The following is a 13,467-nucleotide window of genomic DNA, read 5'->3' on the forward strand; positions in this document are numbered from 1 at the left end:
TCTAAGCGCACTCGCCGCGGCTCGGCAGACCACCCGTCACTGCCAGGTAAGGCAGTGGTTCATGTCCCGGAGAATCCCCCCTCCCCTTGCGGGAGGGGGTTAGGGGGTGGGGGAACCTGCCACAGAGAAAACCGCCAGTTACCTCCGCCACCCGCCCGCCTGGAAGACACCAACCAAACGGCAGTACCCTGCAGCTGGAGCGATCCATGAGCACTTTCGACATCGTCGTCATCGGAGCCGGCATCTCCGGAGCCACCCTGGCCGAACGCTACGCCACCCTGGGCAAGAAGGTGCTGGTACTGGAGAAACGCGATCACATCGGAGGGAACTGCTACGACTACTACAACGAGGCGGGGATCCTGGTTTCCAAGTACGGGGCGCACCTCTTCCACACCAACTACGAGGACGTCTGGCGCTACGTGAACCGCTTCTCGCACTGGTATCCCCACGTGCACCGCGTACTGGCGCGGGTGGACGGCCTCCTGGTTCCGATCCCGGTCAACATCGTCACGGTGAACCGGATCTTCAAGCTGAACATCCAGTCCCAGGAGGCGATGCAGGCCTTTTTGGACCGGGTCCAGGTGAAGAACCCGCAGCCCAGAAACGGCGAGGAGGCCGCGCTGGCCCGGGTGGGGCACGAACTTTACGAGAAGATGTTCAAGCACTACACCAAGAAGCAGTGGGACAAGTACCCCCACGAGCTGGACGCCTCGGTGCTGCAGCGCATCCCGGTACGCAGCAACTTCGACGACCGCTACTTCGAGGACACCTACCAGGCGCTCCCGCTCAACGGCTACACCCGGCTCTTCGCCGCCATGCTGGATCACCCGAACATCACGGTGAGGCTCAACACCGACTACTTCGAAGTGAAGGAGACCCCCGAGGTGCGGGAGTGTCAAAAACTCTTCTACGCCGGCCCCATCGACCGCTTCTTCGACTACCGCTACAGTCTCGACTGCAAGCTGCAGTGGCGCTCCATCCGCTTCGAGTGGCAGACCCTCGACCAGGAGTACTTCCAGGAGAACTCCGTGGTGAACTACCCCGACCCCACCGACGGCGATTTCACCCGCGTCGTCGAGTACAAGCACTTCACCAAGCGCCGCAATCCCAGGACCACCATCTCCCGCGAATACACCACCGACGAGGGGGACCCCTACTACCCGGTCCCCAACCCGCAGAACGAGGCGATCTGCCAGCGCTACCGGGAGGAGGCGGACAAGCTTAGGAACATCTACTTCGTGGGGCGGCTCGCCAACTACAAGTACTTCAACATGGACCAGGCCTTCAAAAACGCCCTCGACCTCTTCACCAGCCTCGAGGGCCCCGCCGCACCAGAGATCACCTAGCCCTCTGGGGGTACGTCTCCCAAGTAACAAAACCTCAATGACGGCAAGGCGCCGTCTCATGACAAAGCGTACCGGCCGAGACCTCACGTCCCCCTTTTCCAAAGGGGGGAGCGTAGGGGCACTGGTGCAGACTAAAGATCTCCCCCCGGAATTGCCGAACCGACAAAAGAAAAGGCCCTTGGCGATGATGCCAAAGACCTTCCCTCTTTCCAGCTAGTTTAAGGGTGTGAGACCGAACCCGTTTCACAAGTTCATGTTCGTATTCCTGATGTTCCGCAAGGTATCCGTGGCGACTGTCTTGGATTTTCCCCTGTGGTCCTCGCCTTTCCTCTGTGTGACTCTGTGGTCACGCTTCGCCGTTAAAAAACAAGCTGCGCGGATCACCTTGACCACTTGGCAACCGCTAGACCGGAGCCACCGCGAGGGCGGTCCCCTCTTCGTCCCACTGGTAACCGCAGATCGGGCAGATCCCGGTACCGGTCCCGAAGTAGTCCTCGCCGCACTTGGGGCAGGTGAGGTTTGGTTGCGGACCGCACATGCTGCAGCTGTCCCCGCCCTGCAAATCGTGTCCACACCAAAGACAGGTAGTTCGTTTCATCTCGTCCCCCCGGTAAGCGATTCCTTGTACCTTACCCCATCTCGACCGCAGCAGGAATAACTTTAAAATTCTGCGCAGCGACTCCCACCATGATTTCCCTACCTGTCCCGAATCTTTGGCACCCGCTCCAGCGTGGCCGTGCTATGATCCACCCAAGGCGCGCGCTCCGGACCGGCTCCGCCCGAGCGCCTTGAATGCGGGCACACGAGGAGAAGCCATGATCGAAAAAGTGGTGTCAGGTGGTCAGACCGGGGTGGACCGGGCGGGGCTGGATGCGGCAAAGGCGGCGGGACTCCCCATCGGCGGTTATTGCCCGAAAGGGCGCTTGGCCGAGGACGGCACGGTGCCCGAGTGCTACCCGCTCATCGAACTGGACAGCGAGCGCTACGCCAGCCGCACCGAGAAGAACGTGGTCGAGTCGGACGGCACCCTGGTGCTCAACTGGGGGGAGTTGACCGACGGCACCAAGGCAACCGTGCAGTTCGCCCGGGAACACGGAAGACCGCACCTGATCCTGCAACTGGACCAGGAGCCCGATCTCGACATCTGCCGCACCTGGATTGAGGAAAACCGGCTGAGTACCTTGAACATAGCGGGCCCCCGCGAAAGCAAATGCCCCGGCATCTATGGCAAGGCGTTTGCGCTGCTCCGGCGGCTCTTCGACTAGCGCGCGAGCCAAGAAACCATACCCCGACTAACCACCCCCTACTCCATTCCCCCCAGCACCGTCGCATAAAATCTGTTTTTCCATATCACCTCTAAAGTCCTGGATGCCTTGTCCGATGAGGCCCGAAGAGCAGGCGCACTTCGTCGCTCCCTCGTGCACCTGCCACGACTCCCCATACGCCAGCGTCGACGCCCCCTGCGTCTTACCATTTCAGGAGACCCGCATGAGAACCACCTTCAGCATCAGATTCAAAGTACTCGCTGGAACCGCCATCCTGGTGACCCTGCTCGCCGTGATCCTTACGCTGCAGGGACGCAGCGCCATCCGCAATCTCGCCCACAGTGGCGGCGACACCCTCAGGGACAAAAGCGTGGAGTCCCGCAAGCAGGAGCTCAAAAGCGAGGTGGATATCGCCCTGGGCATCATCAACGCGGTGTACCAGGAGGCACAGGCCACGGGCGGCGACATGGCCCAGGCCCAGCAAAAGGCCCTGAGCCTGTTACGCCCGGTCCGCTTCTTCAATAACAAAAGCGGCTACTTCATGGTGCACGCCCTCTCCGGGGACCATGCCACGGCCGTGATGATCCCGGTCAAGCCCGAGCTGGAAGGGAAGGACATCACCGAGCTCAAGGACAAGAAGAACAAGCTCTTCGTCCAGGAGTTCATGAAGGCCGCCCGCGCCGGCGGCGGCTGGGTCGAGTACAGCTTCCCGAAGACCCCGGACGGCCAGCCGCTTCCCAAGACCACCTACATCGGCCACTTCGCCCCCTGGGACTGGGAGGTCGGCACCGGGGTCTACACCGACGATGTGGAGTCCGAGGTGGCAGCCATGAAAGCCGTCGAGCTGGGGAAGGCCGACGGGCAATTCTTCCGGATGCTCGGGGTCTCCGTGGTGGCCCTGGTGCTCATCGTCACCTCCCTGGGGTACCTGGTCAGCAAGGCACTCAAGCCGCTTAAGAGCATCGGGGACCTGGCCAGCGAGCTGGCCGCAGGAGAAGGCGACCTGACCCGGCGTCTCCCCGAAGGGACCGAGGACGAGGTCGGCACCCTGTCGCGCGCCTTCAACCGGTTCATCGACAAGATCCAGCACATCATGCTCGAGGTGGTCGAGGAAAGCCGCCAGGTGAGCCGTTCCAGCGAGCAGCTCACCCGCACCTCGGACGGCATCGCCGTCGACTTCGATCACCTGGCAACCAAGTCCTCCTCGGTTGCCACCGCGAGTGAGCAGATGGCGGCCACCACCAACGACATCGCCGCCAACTGCATGAATGCCGCCGAAGGGGCGCAGTTGGCCAGCCGCAAGGCGAGTACCGGGCAGTCCCTCCTCGACAATACCCTCGCCTCCATGCAGCGGCTGGCCCAGCAGGTGACCGAGTCGGCCCGGACCGTCGAGGGGCTGGGGGCCCGCTCCGACCAGATCGGGGCCATTGTCAGCACCATCGAGGACATCGCCGACCAGACCAACCTGCTGGCCCTCAACGCGGCGATCGAGGCGGCCCGCGCCGGCGAGCAGGGGCGCGGCTTTGCGGTCGTGGCGGACGAGGTCCGGGCGCTTGCCGAGCGTACCGCCAAGGCGACCCGCGAGATCGGCGAGATGATCAAGGGGATCCAGACCCAGACCAAGCTGGCGGTCGGGGTGATGGAGGCGGGAGTGCGCGAGGTGGAGACCAGCTCCGGCGAGGCCGAGCGCAGCGGCACCGCGCTCAAGGAGATCCTCGAGCAGGTGGATCGGGTCACCGGCCAGGTGAACCAGATCGCGACCGCCGCCGAGGAGCAGAGTGCGGCCACCGGCGAGATCGCCGGCAACGTGCAACAGGTGAACGAGGTATTGCAGCAAAGTGCCGGGCTCTTGAGGAACTCCTCCGCGATGGCCGTATCCATGAAAGAGCGCTCCGACGCGCTGAACCGCGTCATCAGCCGGTTCAAGTTAGCCTGAGTCGGGCTTCACTGCAAAACGGGGCCAGGTGCTCCCCCCAAAAACAGACGCGGATGCCCCGGCCTACCTGAGCCGTTGCATCCGCGTTGTTTTTTTCTGCTGGTGATCGGACCATCCGTCCGGTCAACCCTGACCAGCGTCAGCGTTCCCCGGACCCGGCACCGTCCCGCGCGCCGAACCACCCCTTGCGCTCTTCTTCCGCGATCCTCTCGGCCAGGTAGTCCCACAAAGCCGGGCACCCCGCCTTGATCGGGGGGCCGATCCGGCCGATCACCCGCTCGTAGTCGATCCCGTTTTCGCGCCAGCTCTGGCCGTGGTTGGCCAGGTTCAAAAGCGGCGGCATGGCCCGGTCCACCGCGTTGGCAAAGATCGCCTCGGCCGTGGTGCCCGCCTCGAACTCCTGCCAGAGTTCCAAAAAGTGCGCCCCCGTTTCCTCGGGGAGCATCCCGAAGATGCGCCGGGCGGCGGCCAGCTCGGCGGCCTTGCGCTCCTCCCAGCCATCCTGCACGAAGACCATGGTGTCGCCGGTATCGATCTCCCCGATATCGTGCACCAGGAGCATCCCCACCACGCGGTTGATATCCACCGGGGCCTGGGCGAAACGTTCCAGGGAGAGGGCCAGCATGGCGATCTGCCAGCTGTGCTCGGCGGAGTTCTCGTAGCGCTCGAGACCCAGCGGTCGGTTCTTGCGGGTCACCCCCTTCAGTTTGTCCAACTCGAGGATGAAGGTGACGATCTGGGAAAGCGGGGTGGTATCTCGTGTCATGGCGACGGGGTCCTTTCGCGGGTTTCGATGGGGCAGAACTGCCGGCCCCGACCATAGCACAGCTTCCCCCGCAAGACAAACCCCGCTACTTTCCTGCCGCGTCGACCCGGGGGCCGATCCGCTCCAGCGGGATGCGCTTAAACCCGAGCTTGAACGCCGGCGATCCCTTCTTCAGCTGGAAATTGCCGGCCCGCCGGTCCACGAACCCGGGGTCCCGGTTCTCCAGGTTGTCCGCCAGGTGCACCATCTCGCGGGTGACCCCCTCCTTCAGCTCGACCAGCCCCCCCCCGACGCTTATGTTGCGCACGAAGCGGTTCCCCTCCGGCCGTGCCGGGTCCTTCTCGTAGAGGCGCGGCAGCTGGGGGTAGCGCGTACTGTAGGGGGGCTCCCGGTAGCGGACCGCGGCCAGCCGCGCGGTGAGCGTCGTGTCGGTGCCGTCGAAATACTTGCGGTACCAGCTGGTGCCCCGGGCGTCGAAGAAGGAGGGTTCCCGGCAGTCGATGAAGATGTTGTTCTCGATCTGGTTGTCCCGTCCCCCCCCCACCTGGAGGGCGCGGCCGGCCCGGTACACCAGGTTCCCGAACACCGTGGTGCCGCTGGCGAAGTCGTCCAGGTAGATCGCCTGCACGTCCCCCAGGTTCAGGTCGTGAAAGTAGTTGAAGCGCAGCACGTTGCCGCGCTCGGAGTAGTCGCGCCCCATGTAGAAGGCCCCGGCGTCGCTGGTCTCCAGGCAGACGTGGTGGATCTCGTTGTATTCCACCAGGTGGTCGTTGCCGTGCAGGAGGATCGCCGTGTGCGGGGCGTCGTAGATGAGGTTGTGGGCCACCCGGTTCCCTACCCCGTAGAGGTCGATCCCGGGGGTGTAGGTTCGCACCCAGCGGCCGATGTCGTGGATCCGGTTGTCGAGGGCGTAGTTCCCCCCAGCGGTCAGGGTCTGGCGGTCGCCACCGGAGAGGAAGATCCCCCCCTCCCCGCAGTGGCTGATCTCGCTCTTCTCCACGCCGTTGTGGCTCCCCCCCTCGATGCGCACCCCGGTGTTCCCGGCGTTACGCACCGTGAGCCGGGAACACCGGGTGTTGCTGCCGCCGTTTACCACCACCGCGCTGCCGCGGCAGCACTCGATGGTGAACCCTTCGAAATTCAGGTGCGAGACCCGGAACAGCGAGACCACCGTGGTAAGCAGCGAGACCGAGGCCTCCTGGTTCCCCTTGGCTGCCGGAGGCCAGAAGTAGATAAGCCCCTTTTTGCGGTCCAGGTACCACTCCCCCTGCTCGTCCAGCTCTTCCAAAAGGTTCAGGGCCCGGTAGCGCGCCTTTTTCTGGTAGCCGAAGTCGTGCGGTTCCCGCAGCACCAGTTCGTGACTCTCGGGCTTGATGTTGAGCACCCGGACGTAGCCGTCGGCCCAGTCCCAGGCCCAGTAGCCGTGCAGCCAGAGGTCCTCCGCGTCGAGCCAGCGCCGGGGACGGTCCCCCTCGTAGCCTATGCGCGTCGCTCCCAGGGCGCCGCTTGCCGCCGCCACGCGGGCCCAGTCCTGGTTCGGCCAGCGCGCGAGCTGCATCGGCCGGCCGTCGTAGAAGAGCTCAAGGCCGGCGGGGATGTTCGCCCTGCCGAAACCGCGCGGCTTCATTTCCCCGAAGTCGCGAATCCCGAGCGCCCTCAGATCGGCCTGGAGCACCTTCCCCCGGGCCTGCGCGGGGAGCCGGTCCCGCGTGGCGGGATCGACGACCGGCGTGAATCCGGGGATCTCGCGTCCCCCGGTGAGTCGGACCTTTTCGTTGTGGTAGGGGCGATAGTTGACGGGCGCTCCCGGGGAGCCGGAATCAACCTCCGAGAGCTCGAAGGTGCGGGCCAGGTGATAGGTGCCGCCGCGCACCAGCACCTGGACCGGTCCGGCCAGCGTCCCGGTGCGCCGGGCTTCCCGGATGGCATCCCGGGCCCCTTCCAGGGTCTGGAAGGGACGCTCCAGGGTCCCGGGCGCCCGGTCGTCGCCGCCGGGTGCCACGAAGAAATCGGCAGGACCCGCTGCAGCAAACTGCGGCAGCAGGGTGAACCAGATCAAGGCGAGGATGGTGATGGGTCGTACAGGGAACATCGCTGCACCTCCTTACTCAGGGTCGTAGAAAATCCAGTGTGGAATTCTACAACCAAAGAAAGATTAGGCCAGCCTCATCTCCAATTCCCACCGCTATCCCGAAAGCTGCCACGCAGAGGAGGTCTCCTCCCCACGCGCCGAGGCCGTCCCGCGCCCCTAGCCCGGCTCCACCGCGAGCGCCACCATGAACCAGTCTTCGTCGGAGTCGAAGAGGAGCGTCGTCACCTCCGGCTTGCGGGTCATGTGGATTACGTACTTGGTTCCGGAGACGACCGAAGGGGTCGCGAGCCTGACGTCCAGGCTGTTCGCGGAGAGGTACGGTTTGAAGGCCCCCGCGAGGATGTTGGCAAGTTCCCCCAGGGCGTCCTCCACCTCCTCCTCGCTCGGCTCCACGCTGACCAGGAGCTGGGCGGCGATACTCTCGGCGAGCGGCCGCGAGGCATGCAGGCTCACCACCCCGTTGTAGGTTCCGGCAAAGCCGACCAGCGCGCTCAGGCAGTCGGTGAAGTTGGAGGCGGGGTCGATGGACAAGGGGAGGTGCAGCAGGTGATCCATGCCGACAAAGGAGGTGAAGACCCGCTTCACCTCGTGGATCAGGGATTTTTCCAGGGCGGGTCCGGTAGTTTTTAGTCTGGTGAGCAGATCGGCACTGAATGTCATGATTCCCTCCTTGGTGCATTGTGCGGCTGTATCCGGCGGGAACACCTGCGCCGGTATTCCGCTGCGGGTACCAAGGAGATTACAGGATATGTGCCAAGGACCGTAACCACGGTGCGACGGGGAGTTACCCGGACCGCCTCAAAACGGGGTGTTCCCGGTGGGGACACCGTGTTTCCCCCGGGGACAGGGGAGCGTGTCCGGGGAGTGCAAAGGACTTGGGTGCGGCACGGCTTGGTGGTATAGTCACCTGCGGCAACCACACCTCACTTCCCGGAGCAGCACATGGTAGCGATCATCGGTGCCGGAGCCTTGGGCGCCATCTACGGTTCTCTTCTCTTTCAGGCCGACCCCACCTCGGTCTACTTCATTGCCGACGGCGAGCGCGGCCAGCGGCTGGCACGCGACGGCGTCCAGGTCAACGGCGACCGGTTCGTCATCCCGGTACGCACCCCGGAAGAGGCGACCCCGGTCGACCTGGTCATCGTCGCGGTGAAGTACCACCAGCTTGACGAGGCCTGCGCCGCGCTCGTCAGGGCGGTCGGCCCGGACACGGCGATCCTGTCGGTGATGAACGGCATCGACAGCGAGGAGCGGCTGGCCGCGGTGTTCGGCGCGGAAAAGCTCCTCTACGGACTCTCCCTGGGGATCGATGCGGTGCGCGTCGGCAACGCCGTCAGCTATCGAAACCAGGGACGCATCCTCTTCGGCGAAAAGCGCAACGAGGTGCCAAGCGAACGGGTGCGCCGGGTCGCGGCCCTCTTCGATAAGGCCGGCATCGCCCACGTCACCCCCGTCGACATGATCCGCAGTCTCTGGTTCAAGTACATGATCAACGTCGGGGTGAACCAGGTCTCGGCTCTTCTGGGGCTGAGCTACGGCAGGATGCGCGAGGACCGGGCGGCGCGCGACCTCATGGAGGGAGCCATGCGCGAGGTGATCGACCTGGCCAAGTCCCTTCAGGTTGACCTGGCGCCGGCGGACATCCAGGAGTTCTACCGGGTGCTCGACACCCTCGACCCGGACGGCAAGACCTCCCTGCTGCAGGACGTCGAGGCGGGGCGCAAGACCGAGGTGGAGATGCTGGCGGGGACCGTGCTGGCCTTAGGAGAGCGCCACGGCGTGGCCACGCCGGTAAACCGCCGGCTCTTCGACGAGATCAGGCGGCTCGAGGCAGGCTTCACGCCGTGACGGGATGGCTGTGCGAACTCAGGGGCGGGTCCAGGTCGTGGTCCGGCCGAAGAGGGTAAGCCCCAGGTAGCCGCGGATCTTCAGCTTCACCGGCGTCGCCAGGGTCATCCTGCAGGAGTAGGTCTTTCCCGAGTCGGGATCGTAGATCTCCCCGTGTTCCCAGCTGGTCCCCCCGCTGTAGCTGAACCCCTGCATGATCTTCAGACCGAGCAAGGGGCGCCCCTTCAGCTTCGGGTCCGGGTTCTCCCGGTCCACCCGGGGCTGTCCCGCCATCCCCTGGGGATCGTCCGGCGGGTACACCGGGCGCCCGAGCCAGGAGAGCTTGCCGCAGTACTTCCCGTCGCAGTGGTAGATCTCGATCTGGGCCCGGCCGTCCTCGTTCTTCCAGGCCCCCAGGATGTCGTCCCCCGCGCCGTATGCCGAGGCGGCAAGGCCCAGCACCAGCGGCCACAGCACCAGTACCCGCACCAAAAACCTTTTCATGACTCCCTCCCGTTGCGACGTCCGTCCCTCCCCGCGCCGCGGTGTTCCGTGTTATTTCGATAACAGCGTGACGAGTTCCGGAACCGCCTGCCGGGCCACGACGGTCACCAGGCCACGCAGCGTCTCGTCGAAGACCTTCGAGTCGCCGCGCATCGATTCTGCTGACGAGTTTCCTTGATAGGTGAGCGTCTTAACCAGCGTTCCTCCCTTGAAGACCGCGATCTTCACCTGGAGCGAGCCGTTCACCTGCCGTTTCACCAGGTGGTCCTCCCCTTCCAGCTTCACCTCGATGCGGGTGAAATCGATCCCGCGGGGGGCGCCGGCGGGGAGCCTGGTTGCCAGGTTCACCCGGTAGCCTGCCTGCTCGAGCTCCCTGATGAGTGCCTCCGCCACCATTTCCTTGGGGTTGCGGTCGGTGAGCAGCTTCCCCTGCACCTCGCCGTCCGCGTCGCGCAACTGCCCCAGGATCCAGGCGACCTGCCCTTCCTGGGGAGCCGAGTCGGCGGAGACCACCGCGTAGACCTCGCCACTTCCTCCCAACGCCCCCACCACCGGCTGGTAGTCGAGCCGCACCGTACGGTCCTGCCCGGCGCATCCCGACAAGAGCGACACCACGACCAGCGCCGCCAGGGCCAGCCGAGTCCATGTACCCCCGTTTACCTGCTTTTTCATATCCACCTCCCGTCCCAAGTTCCCCTAAGTGTTCCCTCGAACAGCATCTTCCCCGGATCCCCGCCACCACGCATGAGTGGTGGTGTGCCGTTCCCTTCCAGCCGTTACTCCATGATCTCCCTGCCTCCGTGGCAGAAATGTTTCTGTGCGACGCCCAAAAGGGTGCCACAGGATTGCGGACTGGCAACCGCCCCCAAAGGGAGCATTCGCATCCTGTTGATGCTGTGGTATAAGAAGCAGGAATTGCCAGGGTGTGAACTGAGAGCTCTCGTCGCACCCGAAGTCCAGTAGTTCTAGGAGAACATGATGAAGACGTTGCTTGCCCTGCTCCTTTTCGTCGTCTGCAGCCTTGACGGTACTGCCAGTGCCCAGGATGTCGGCAACTGGTCGATCGATACCAAGTCCACCGAATATCTCTACGCCGCTACCGTCAATGACAGCGGCGGGCTCCTGGGGGAGTTCTGCTTTCTCAAGGACAACAGCTGTGCCTGGCTTCTCGGCATGGCCACCGCCTGCAACCAGGGTGCCTCCTACCCGGTCCTCGCCAACTCGGACGCCGGGGCGATCCAGTTGCAGGTCTACTGCGACGGCCAGCTGGAAAACGGCTTGTTCCGCTACGTCTTCACTGAGTTCGCCGCCATCGACGACCTCGTCAAGAAGAGCAGCAAGATCGGCTTCGCCGTCCCGCTGCAGTCGGACCAGTTCAGGGTGGTGCGCTTTCTGACCAAGGGAGCGGTGCCGGCGCTCACCATCATGCGGGGGGCGGCGGAGCGCAAGTCCGGCAGCGATGCGACAAGCGACCAGGAACTCTGACACGCCGACCAGGAGGCCGACCATGAAAGCTACCCTACCAAGACTCACGGCACTCGTCGCCCTTGCCGTCACCCTTTCCGGCTGCGCCAGCACCCCCGCGAGAACGCCGGTTTTCTCCCCCCTGACCGAGGTGGCCCGCAGCGAGCGCCAGTGGACCGGCATCGCCATGACCCGCGACGGACGCCTCTTCGTGAACTACCCGCGCTGGTCCGACCAGGTTCCCTTCTCGGTCGGCGAGCTGCAGCCCGACGGCAGCGTGCTCCCCTACCCCGACCCCGAAATGAACCGCTGGGAGCCGGGGCTCGACCCGGCGACCCACCTGGTCTGCGTGCAGAGCGTGGTGGTCGACGAGTGGGGTTTTCTCTGGATCCTCGACCCGGCAAACCCGAAGTTCCAAGGGGTGGTCCCCGGCGGCCCGAAGCTCCTCAAGGTAGATCCGGGGAGCGGGCGGGTGCTCCAGACCATCCGTTACGCGGCGCCGGTCATCGATGGCAACAGCTACCTCAACGACGTGCGGATCGATCCGGTGCGCCGGGTCGCCTACCTCACCGATTCCGGCAGCGGCGCCCTGGTGGTCACCGACCTCGTCAGCGGCGTGAGCCGGCGCCTACTGGCCAGCGATCCTTCCACCCATTCGGAGCGGGTGACGCTGGTTATCGAGGGGCGCCCCTGGCGCAGGCCGGACGGCTCGCTCCCCAGCGTGCATGCCGACGGCATCGCGCTCGACTCCAAGGGCGAGTACCTCTACTACCAGGCGCTCACCGGACGCACCCTGTACCGGATCCCGACCAGCAGCCTGCGCGACCCGCAGCTCAGTGCAGCCGAGCTCTCCGCCAAGGTCGAGCGGGTCGGCGATACCGGTGCCGCCGACGGGCTCTGGTTCGGCAGCGACGGCAGGCTCTACCTCTCCGCCATCGAGGAGAACGCGGTGAAGGTGTTCGTGCCCGGTCAAAAGCCCGAGATCGTGGTGCAGAGTCCCGAGCTCGACTGGCCGGACAGCTTCGCCCAGGGCCCCGACGGGAGCATCTTCGTCACCGCCTCCCAGATCAACCGCGGCCCCAACCCCGGCACCCCCTACCGGATCTTCCGGTTCCGCCCAAACCGTTAAAAGCCGGATGAGCGGGTAGCACACTTCGAGACATTGATGTAGGTACTCCCGTTAACGATCGCCAGGGGTCCCCTCTCCCCTTGCGGGAGAGGGACAGGGTGAGGGGGAAGGAGCCACTGCACTACAGATGGCATCTCCCTCGAGGATCCCCCCAGTTTTTTCGGAGGTGCCGCTGCCCCCGAAGCCCCAAGCCACCCGCAAAAAAAGGAGTTCGCCGGACGACCGGCGAACTCCTTTTCTTTTTCACAGCCAGGCAGTGTCTTAATCGTGCTTGCCGTGGTGCTTGCCGCGCCCTTCTCCTTCATGCTTGCCGTGGTGCTTCGGCCCGTGCCCCTTTCCTTTGTGGTAGCCGCGGTCCCGCTCCAGGTAGACGATCCTCCCCCCTTCACGGTAGCAGGGACGCCCTCCGACGTAGACCACCTGGACCCCGGCGGGGGCCGGCAGGTAGCCGTTGATGTTGACACTGACCGCGGTGCTGGCAAAGGCGCTGCCGGCGCTTAACAGCAAAGCTGCGACCGCCACCAGGCGGCCTGCTCGATGGTTCATACAACCTCCTTGAGAACCGGGAAAACCCCGGCCCAGTTGCCGGTCCAGGCGCACGCTGCCGCCTCCCGGGAAAACGATATGGATGTTCCTGCCCCGCCACCACCCTGCCGGTGGACCCGGCGACTACCTCGGGTCTCCCTGCCGCGCAGGGACTCCACGACCGGCGGCGCTCGGTGACGCTACGACCTCCTTGCCTCCTTTCTGGCCACAAAAAAGCCGGGGCCAAGATATCGGTTAGATATTTCGGCGACCCGGCTGTCTCGGTGAGACCCTGTAGGCTTTCCGTCCCATCCTCGCGGATGGTTTAGTAGTATCGTTTATCCCACGCGTGTTGTACTGGCGTCTAGATACCGTCCCCACGCCCCTCCTGTCAAGCAAAAAGCCTCCCGTTACCCCAATCTCCGCTGCTGCGTCAACCTGAGTCCCCTCGTCGTCACCGGTTGTCTCCCTTCCTGCAACGGCCTCCCCCTCCCCCACCGGACACCCTGTACCCCTGCAACACAGCCGATGTACCGGAAAGGAACAGTCTCCCGATACTGCTCCGCCGAACCCTCCGATTTTACGCCATTTCCCGATGGCACGGAGTTCGCTA

Annotated in this window: 13 protein-coding genes and 1 riboswitch; of the genes, 6 read left to right on the forward strand and 7 right to left on the reverse strand. The window is 64.7% G+C overall.

The window, feature by feature from the left end; genetic code table 11:
- Positions 1–206 precede the first annotated feature (206 nt).
- The gene (glf, locus tag H7688_RS08835; protein WP_183360706.1) at positions 207–1,346 is read left to right on the forward strand and encodes a UDP-galactopyranose mutase; all 1,140 of its coding nucleotides are present in this window, start codon (positions 207–209) and stop codon (positions 1,344–1,346) included.
- 403 nt (positions 1,347–1,749) lie between these two features.
- Here the strand turns inward: glf and H7688_RS08840 are convergent, their stop codons facing one another.
- A complete protein-coding gene (locus H7688_RS08840) occupies positions 1,750–1,944 on the reverse strand; it encodes a hypothetical protein (protein WP_183360707.1) in 195 nt (64 codons plus the stop codon).
- Between the two features lie 217 nt (positions 1,945–2,161).
- Between H7688_RS08840 and H7688_RS08845 the strand changes: the two genes are divergently transcribed.
- Together H7688_RS08845 and H7688_RS08850 are read left to right on the forward strand one after the other, a co-directional pair.
- Positions 2,162–2,611, forward strand: coding sequence for a putative molybdenum carrier protein (locus H7688_RS08845; protein ID WP_183360708.1), 450 nt, complete (start codon positions 2,162–2,164; stop codon positions 2,609–2,611).
- A gap of 223 nt (positions 2,612–2,834) precedes the next feature.
- A complete protein-coding gene (locus H7688_RS08850; protein WP_183360709.1) occupies positions 2,835–4,547 on the forward strand; it encodes a methyl-accepting chemotaxis protein in 1,713 nt (570 codons plus the stop codon).
- 139 nt (positions 4,548–4,686) lie between these two features.
- Here the strand turns inward: H7688_RS08850 and H7688_RS08855 are convergent, their stop codons facing one another.
- From H7688_RS08855 to H7688_RS08865, 3 genes are all read right to left on the reverse strand, one after another.
- On the reverse strand, positions 4,687–5,313 hold the full coding sequence (locus H7688_RS08855) for an HD domain-containing protein (protein WP_183360710.1): 627 nt from the start codon (positions 5,311–5,313) through the stop codon (positions 4,687–4,689).
- A gap of 85 nt (positions 5,314–5,398) precedes the next feature.
- Positions 5,399–7,405: a right-handed parallel beta-helix repeat-containing protein gene (locus H7688_RS08860; RefSeq protein ID WP_183360711.1), complete on the reverse strand. Its 2,007-nt coding sequence runs from the start codon at positions 7,403–7,405 to the stop codon at positions 5,399–5,401.
- A gap of 156 nt (positions 7,406–7,561) precedes the next feature.
- Positions 7,562–8,065, reverse strand: a complete 504-nt coding sequence (locus tag H7688_RS08865; protein WP_183360712.1) for a chemotaxis protein CheX — start codon at positions 8,063–8,065, stop codon at positions 7,562–7,564.
- A gap of 282 nt (positions 8,066–8,347) precedes the next feature.
- On the opposite strand from H7688_RS08865, the gene H7688_RS08870 reads away from it, so the two are divergent.
- On the forward strand, positions 8,348–9,253 hold the full coding sequence (locus H7688_RS08870; protein ID WP_183360713.1) for a ketopantoate reductase family protein: 906 nt from the start codon (positions 8,348–8,350) through the stop codon (positions 9,251–9,253).
- Between the two features lie 18 nt (positions 9,254–9,271).
- Here the strand turns inward: H7688_RS08870 and H7688_RS08875 are convergent, their stop codons facing one another.
- Positions 9,272–9,736 (reverse strand): DUF2147 domain-containing protein, encoded by a 465-nt coding sequence (locus H7688_RS08875; protein ID WP_183360714.1) that lies wholly within the window; start codon positions 9,734–9,736, stop codon positions 9,272–9,274.
- A gap of 51 nt (positions 9,737–9,787) precedes the next feature.
- Entirely contained in the window at positions 9,788–10,408 is a 621-nt protein-coding gene (locus tag H7688_RS08880) for a YajG family lipoprotein (protein ID WP_183360715.1), read from the reverse strand.
- 303 nt (positions 10,409–10,711) lie between these two features.
- On the opposite strand from H7688_RS08880, the gene H7688_RS08885 reads away from it, so the two are divergent.
- Together H7688_RS08885 and H7688_RS08890 are read left to right on the forward strand one after the other, a co-directional pair.
- Positions 10,712–11,221, forward strand: coding sequence for a hypothetical protein (locus H7688_RS08885; protein ID WP_183360716.1), 510 nt, complete (start codon positions 10,712–10,714; stop codon positions 11,219–11,221).
- 22 nt (positions 11,222–11,243) lie between these two features.
- Positions 11,244–12,329, forward strand: coding sequence for an L-dopachrome tautomerase-related protein (locus tag H7688_RS08890; protein ID WP_183360717.1), 1,086 nt, complete (start codon positions 11,244–11,246; stop codon positions 12,327–12,329).
- Between the two features lie 261 nt (positions 12,330–12,590).
- Here H7688_RS08890 and H7688_RS08895 read toward each other — a convergent pair whose 3' ends face one another.
- Positions 12,591–12,875: a hypothetical protein gene (locus tag H7688_RS08895; RefSeq protein ID WP_183360718.1), complete on the reverse strand. Its 285-nt coding sequence runs from the start codon at positions 12,873–12,875 to the stop codon at positions 12,591–12,593.
- Between the two features lie 242 nt (positions 12,876–13,117).
- Positions 13,118–13,194, reverse strand: a riboswitch (cyclic di-GMP riboswitch).
- Positions 13,195–13,467: the final 273 nt, after the last annotated feature.

The sequence above is a fragment of the Geomonas limicola genome (assembly GCF_014193675.1).
Taxonomy (GTDB): domain Bacteria; phylum Desulfobacterota; class Desulfuromonadia; order Geobacterales; family Geobacteraceae; genus Geomonas; species Geomonas limicola.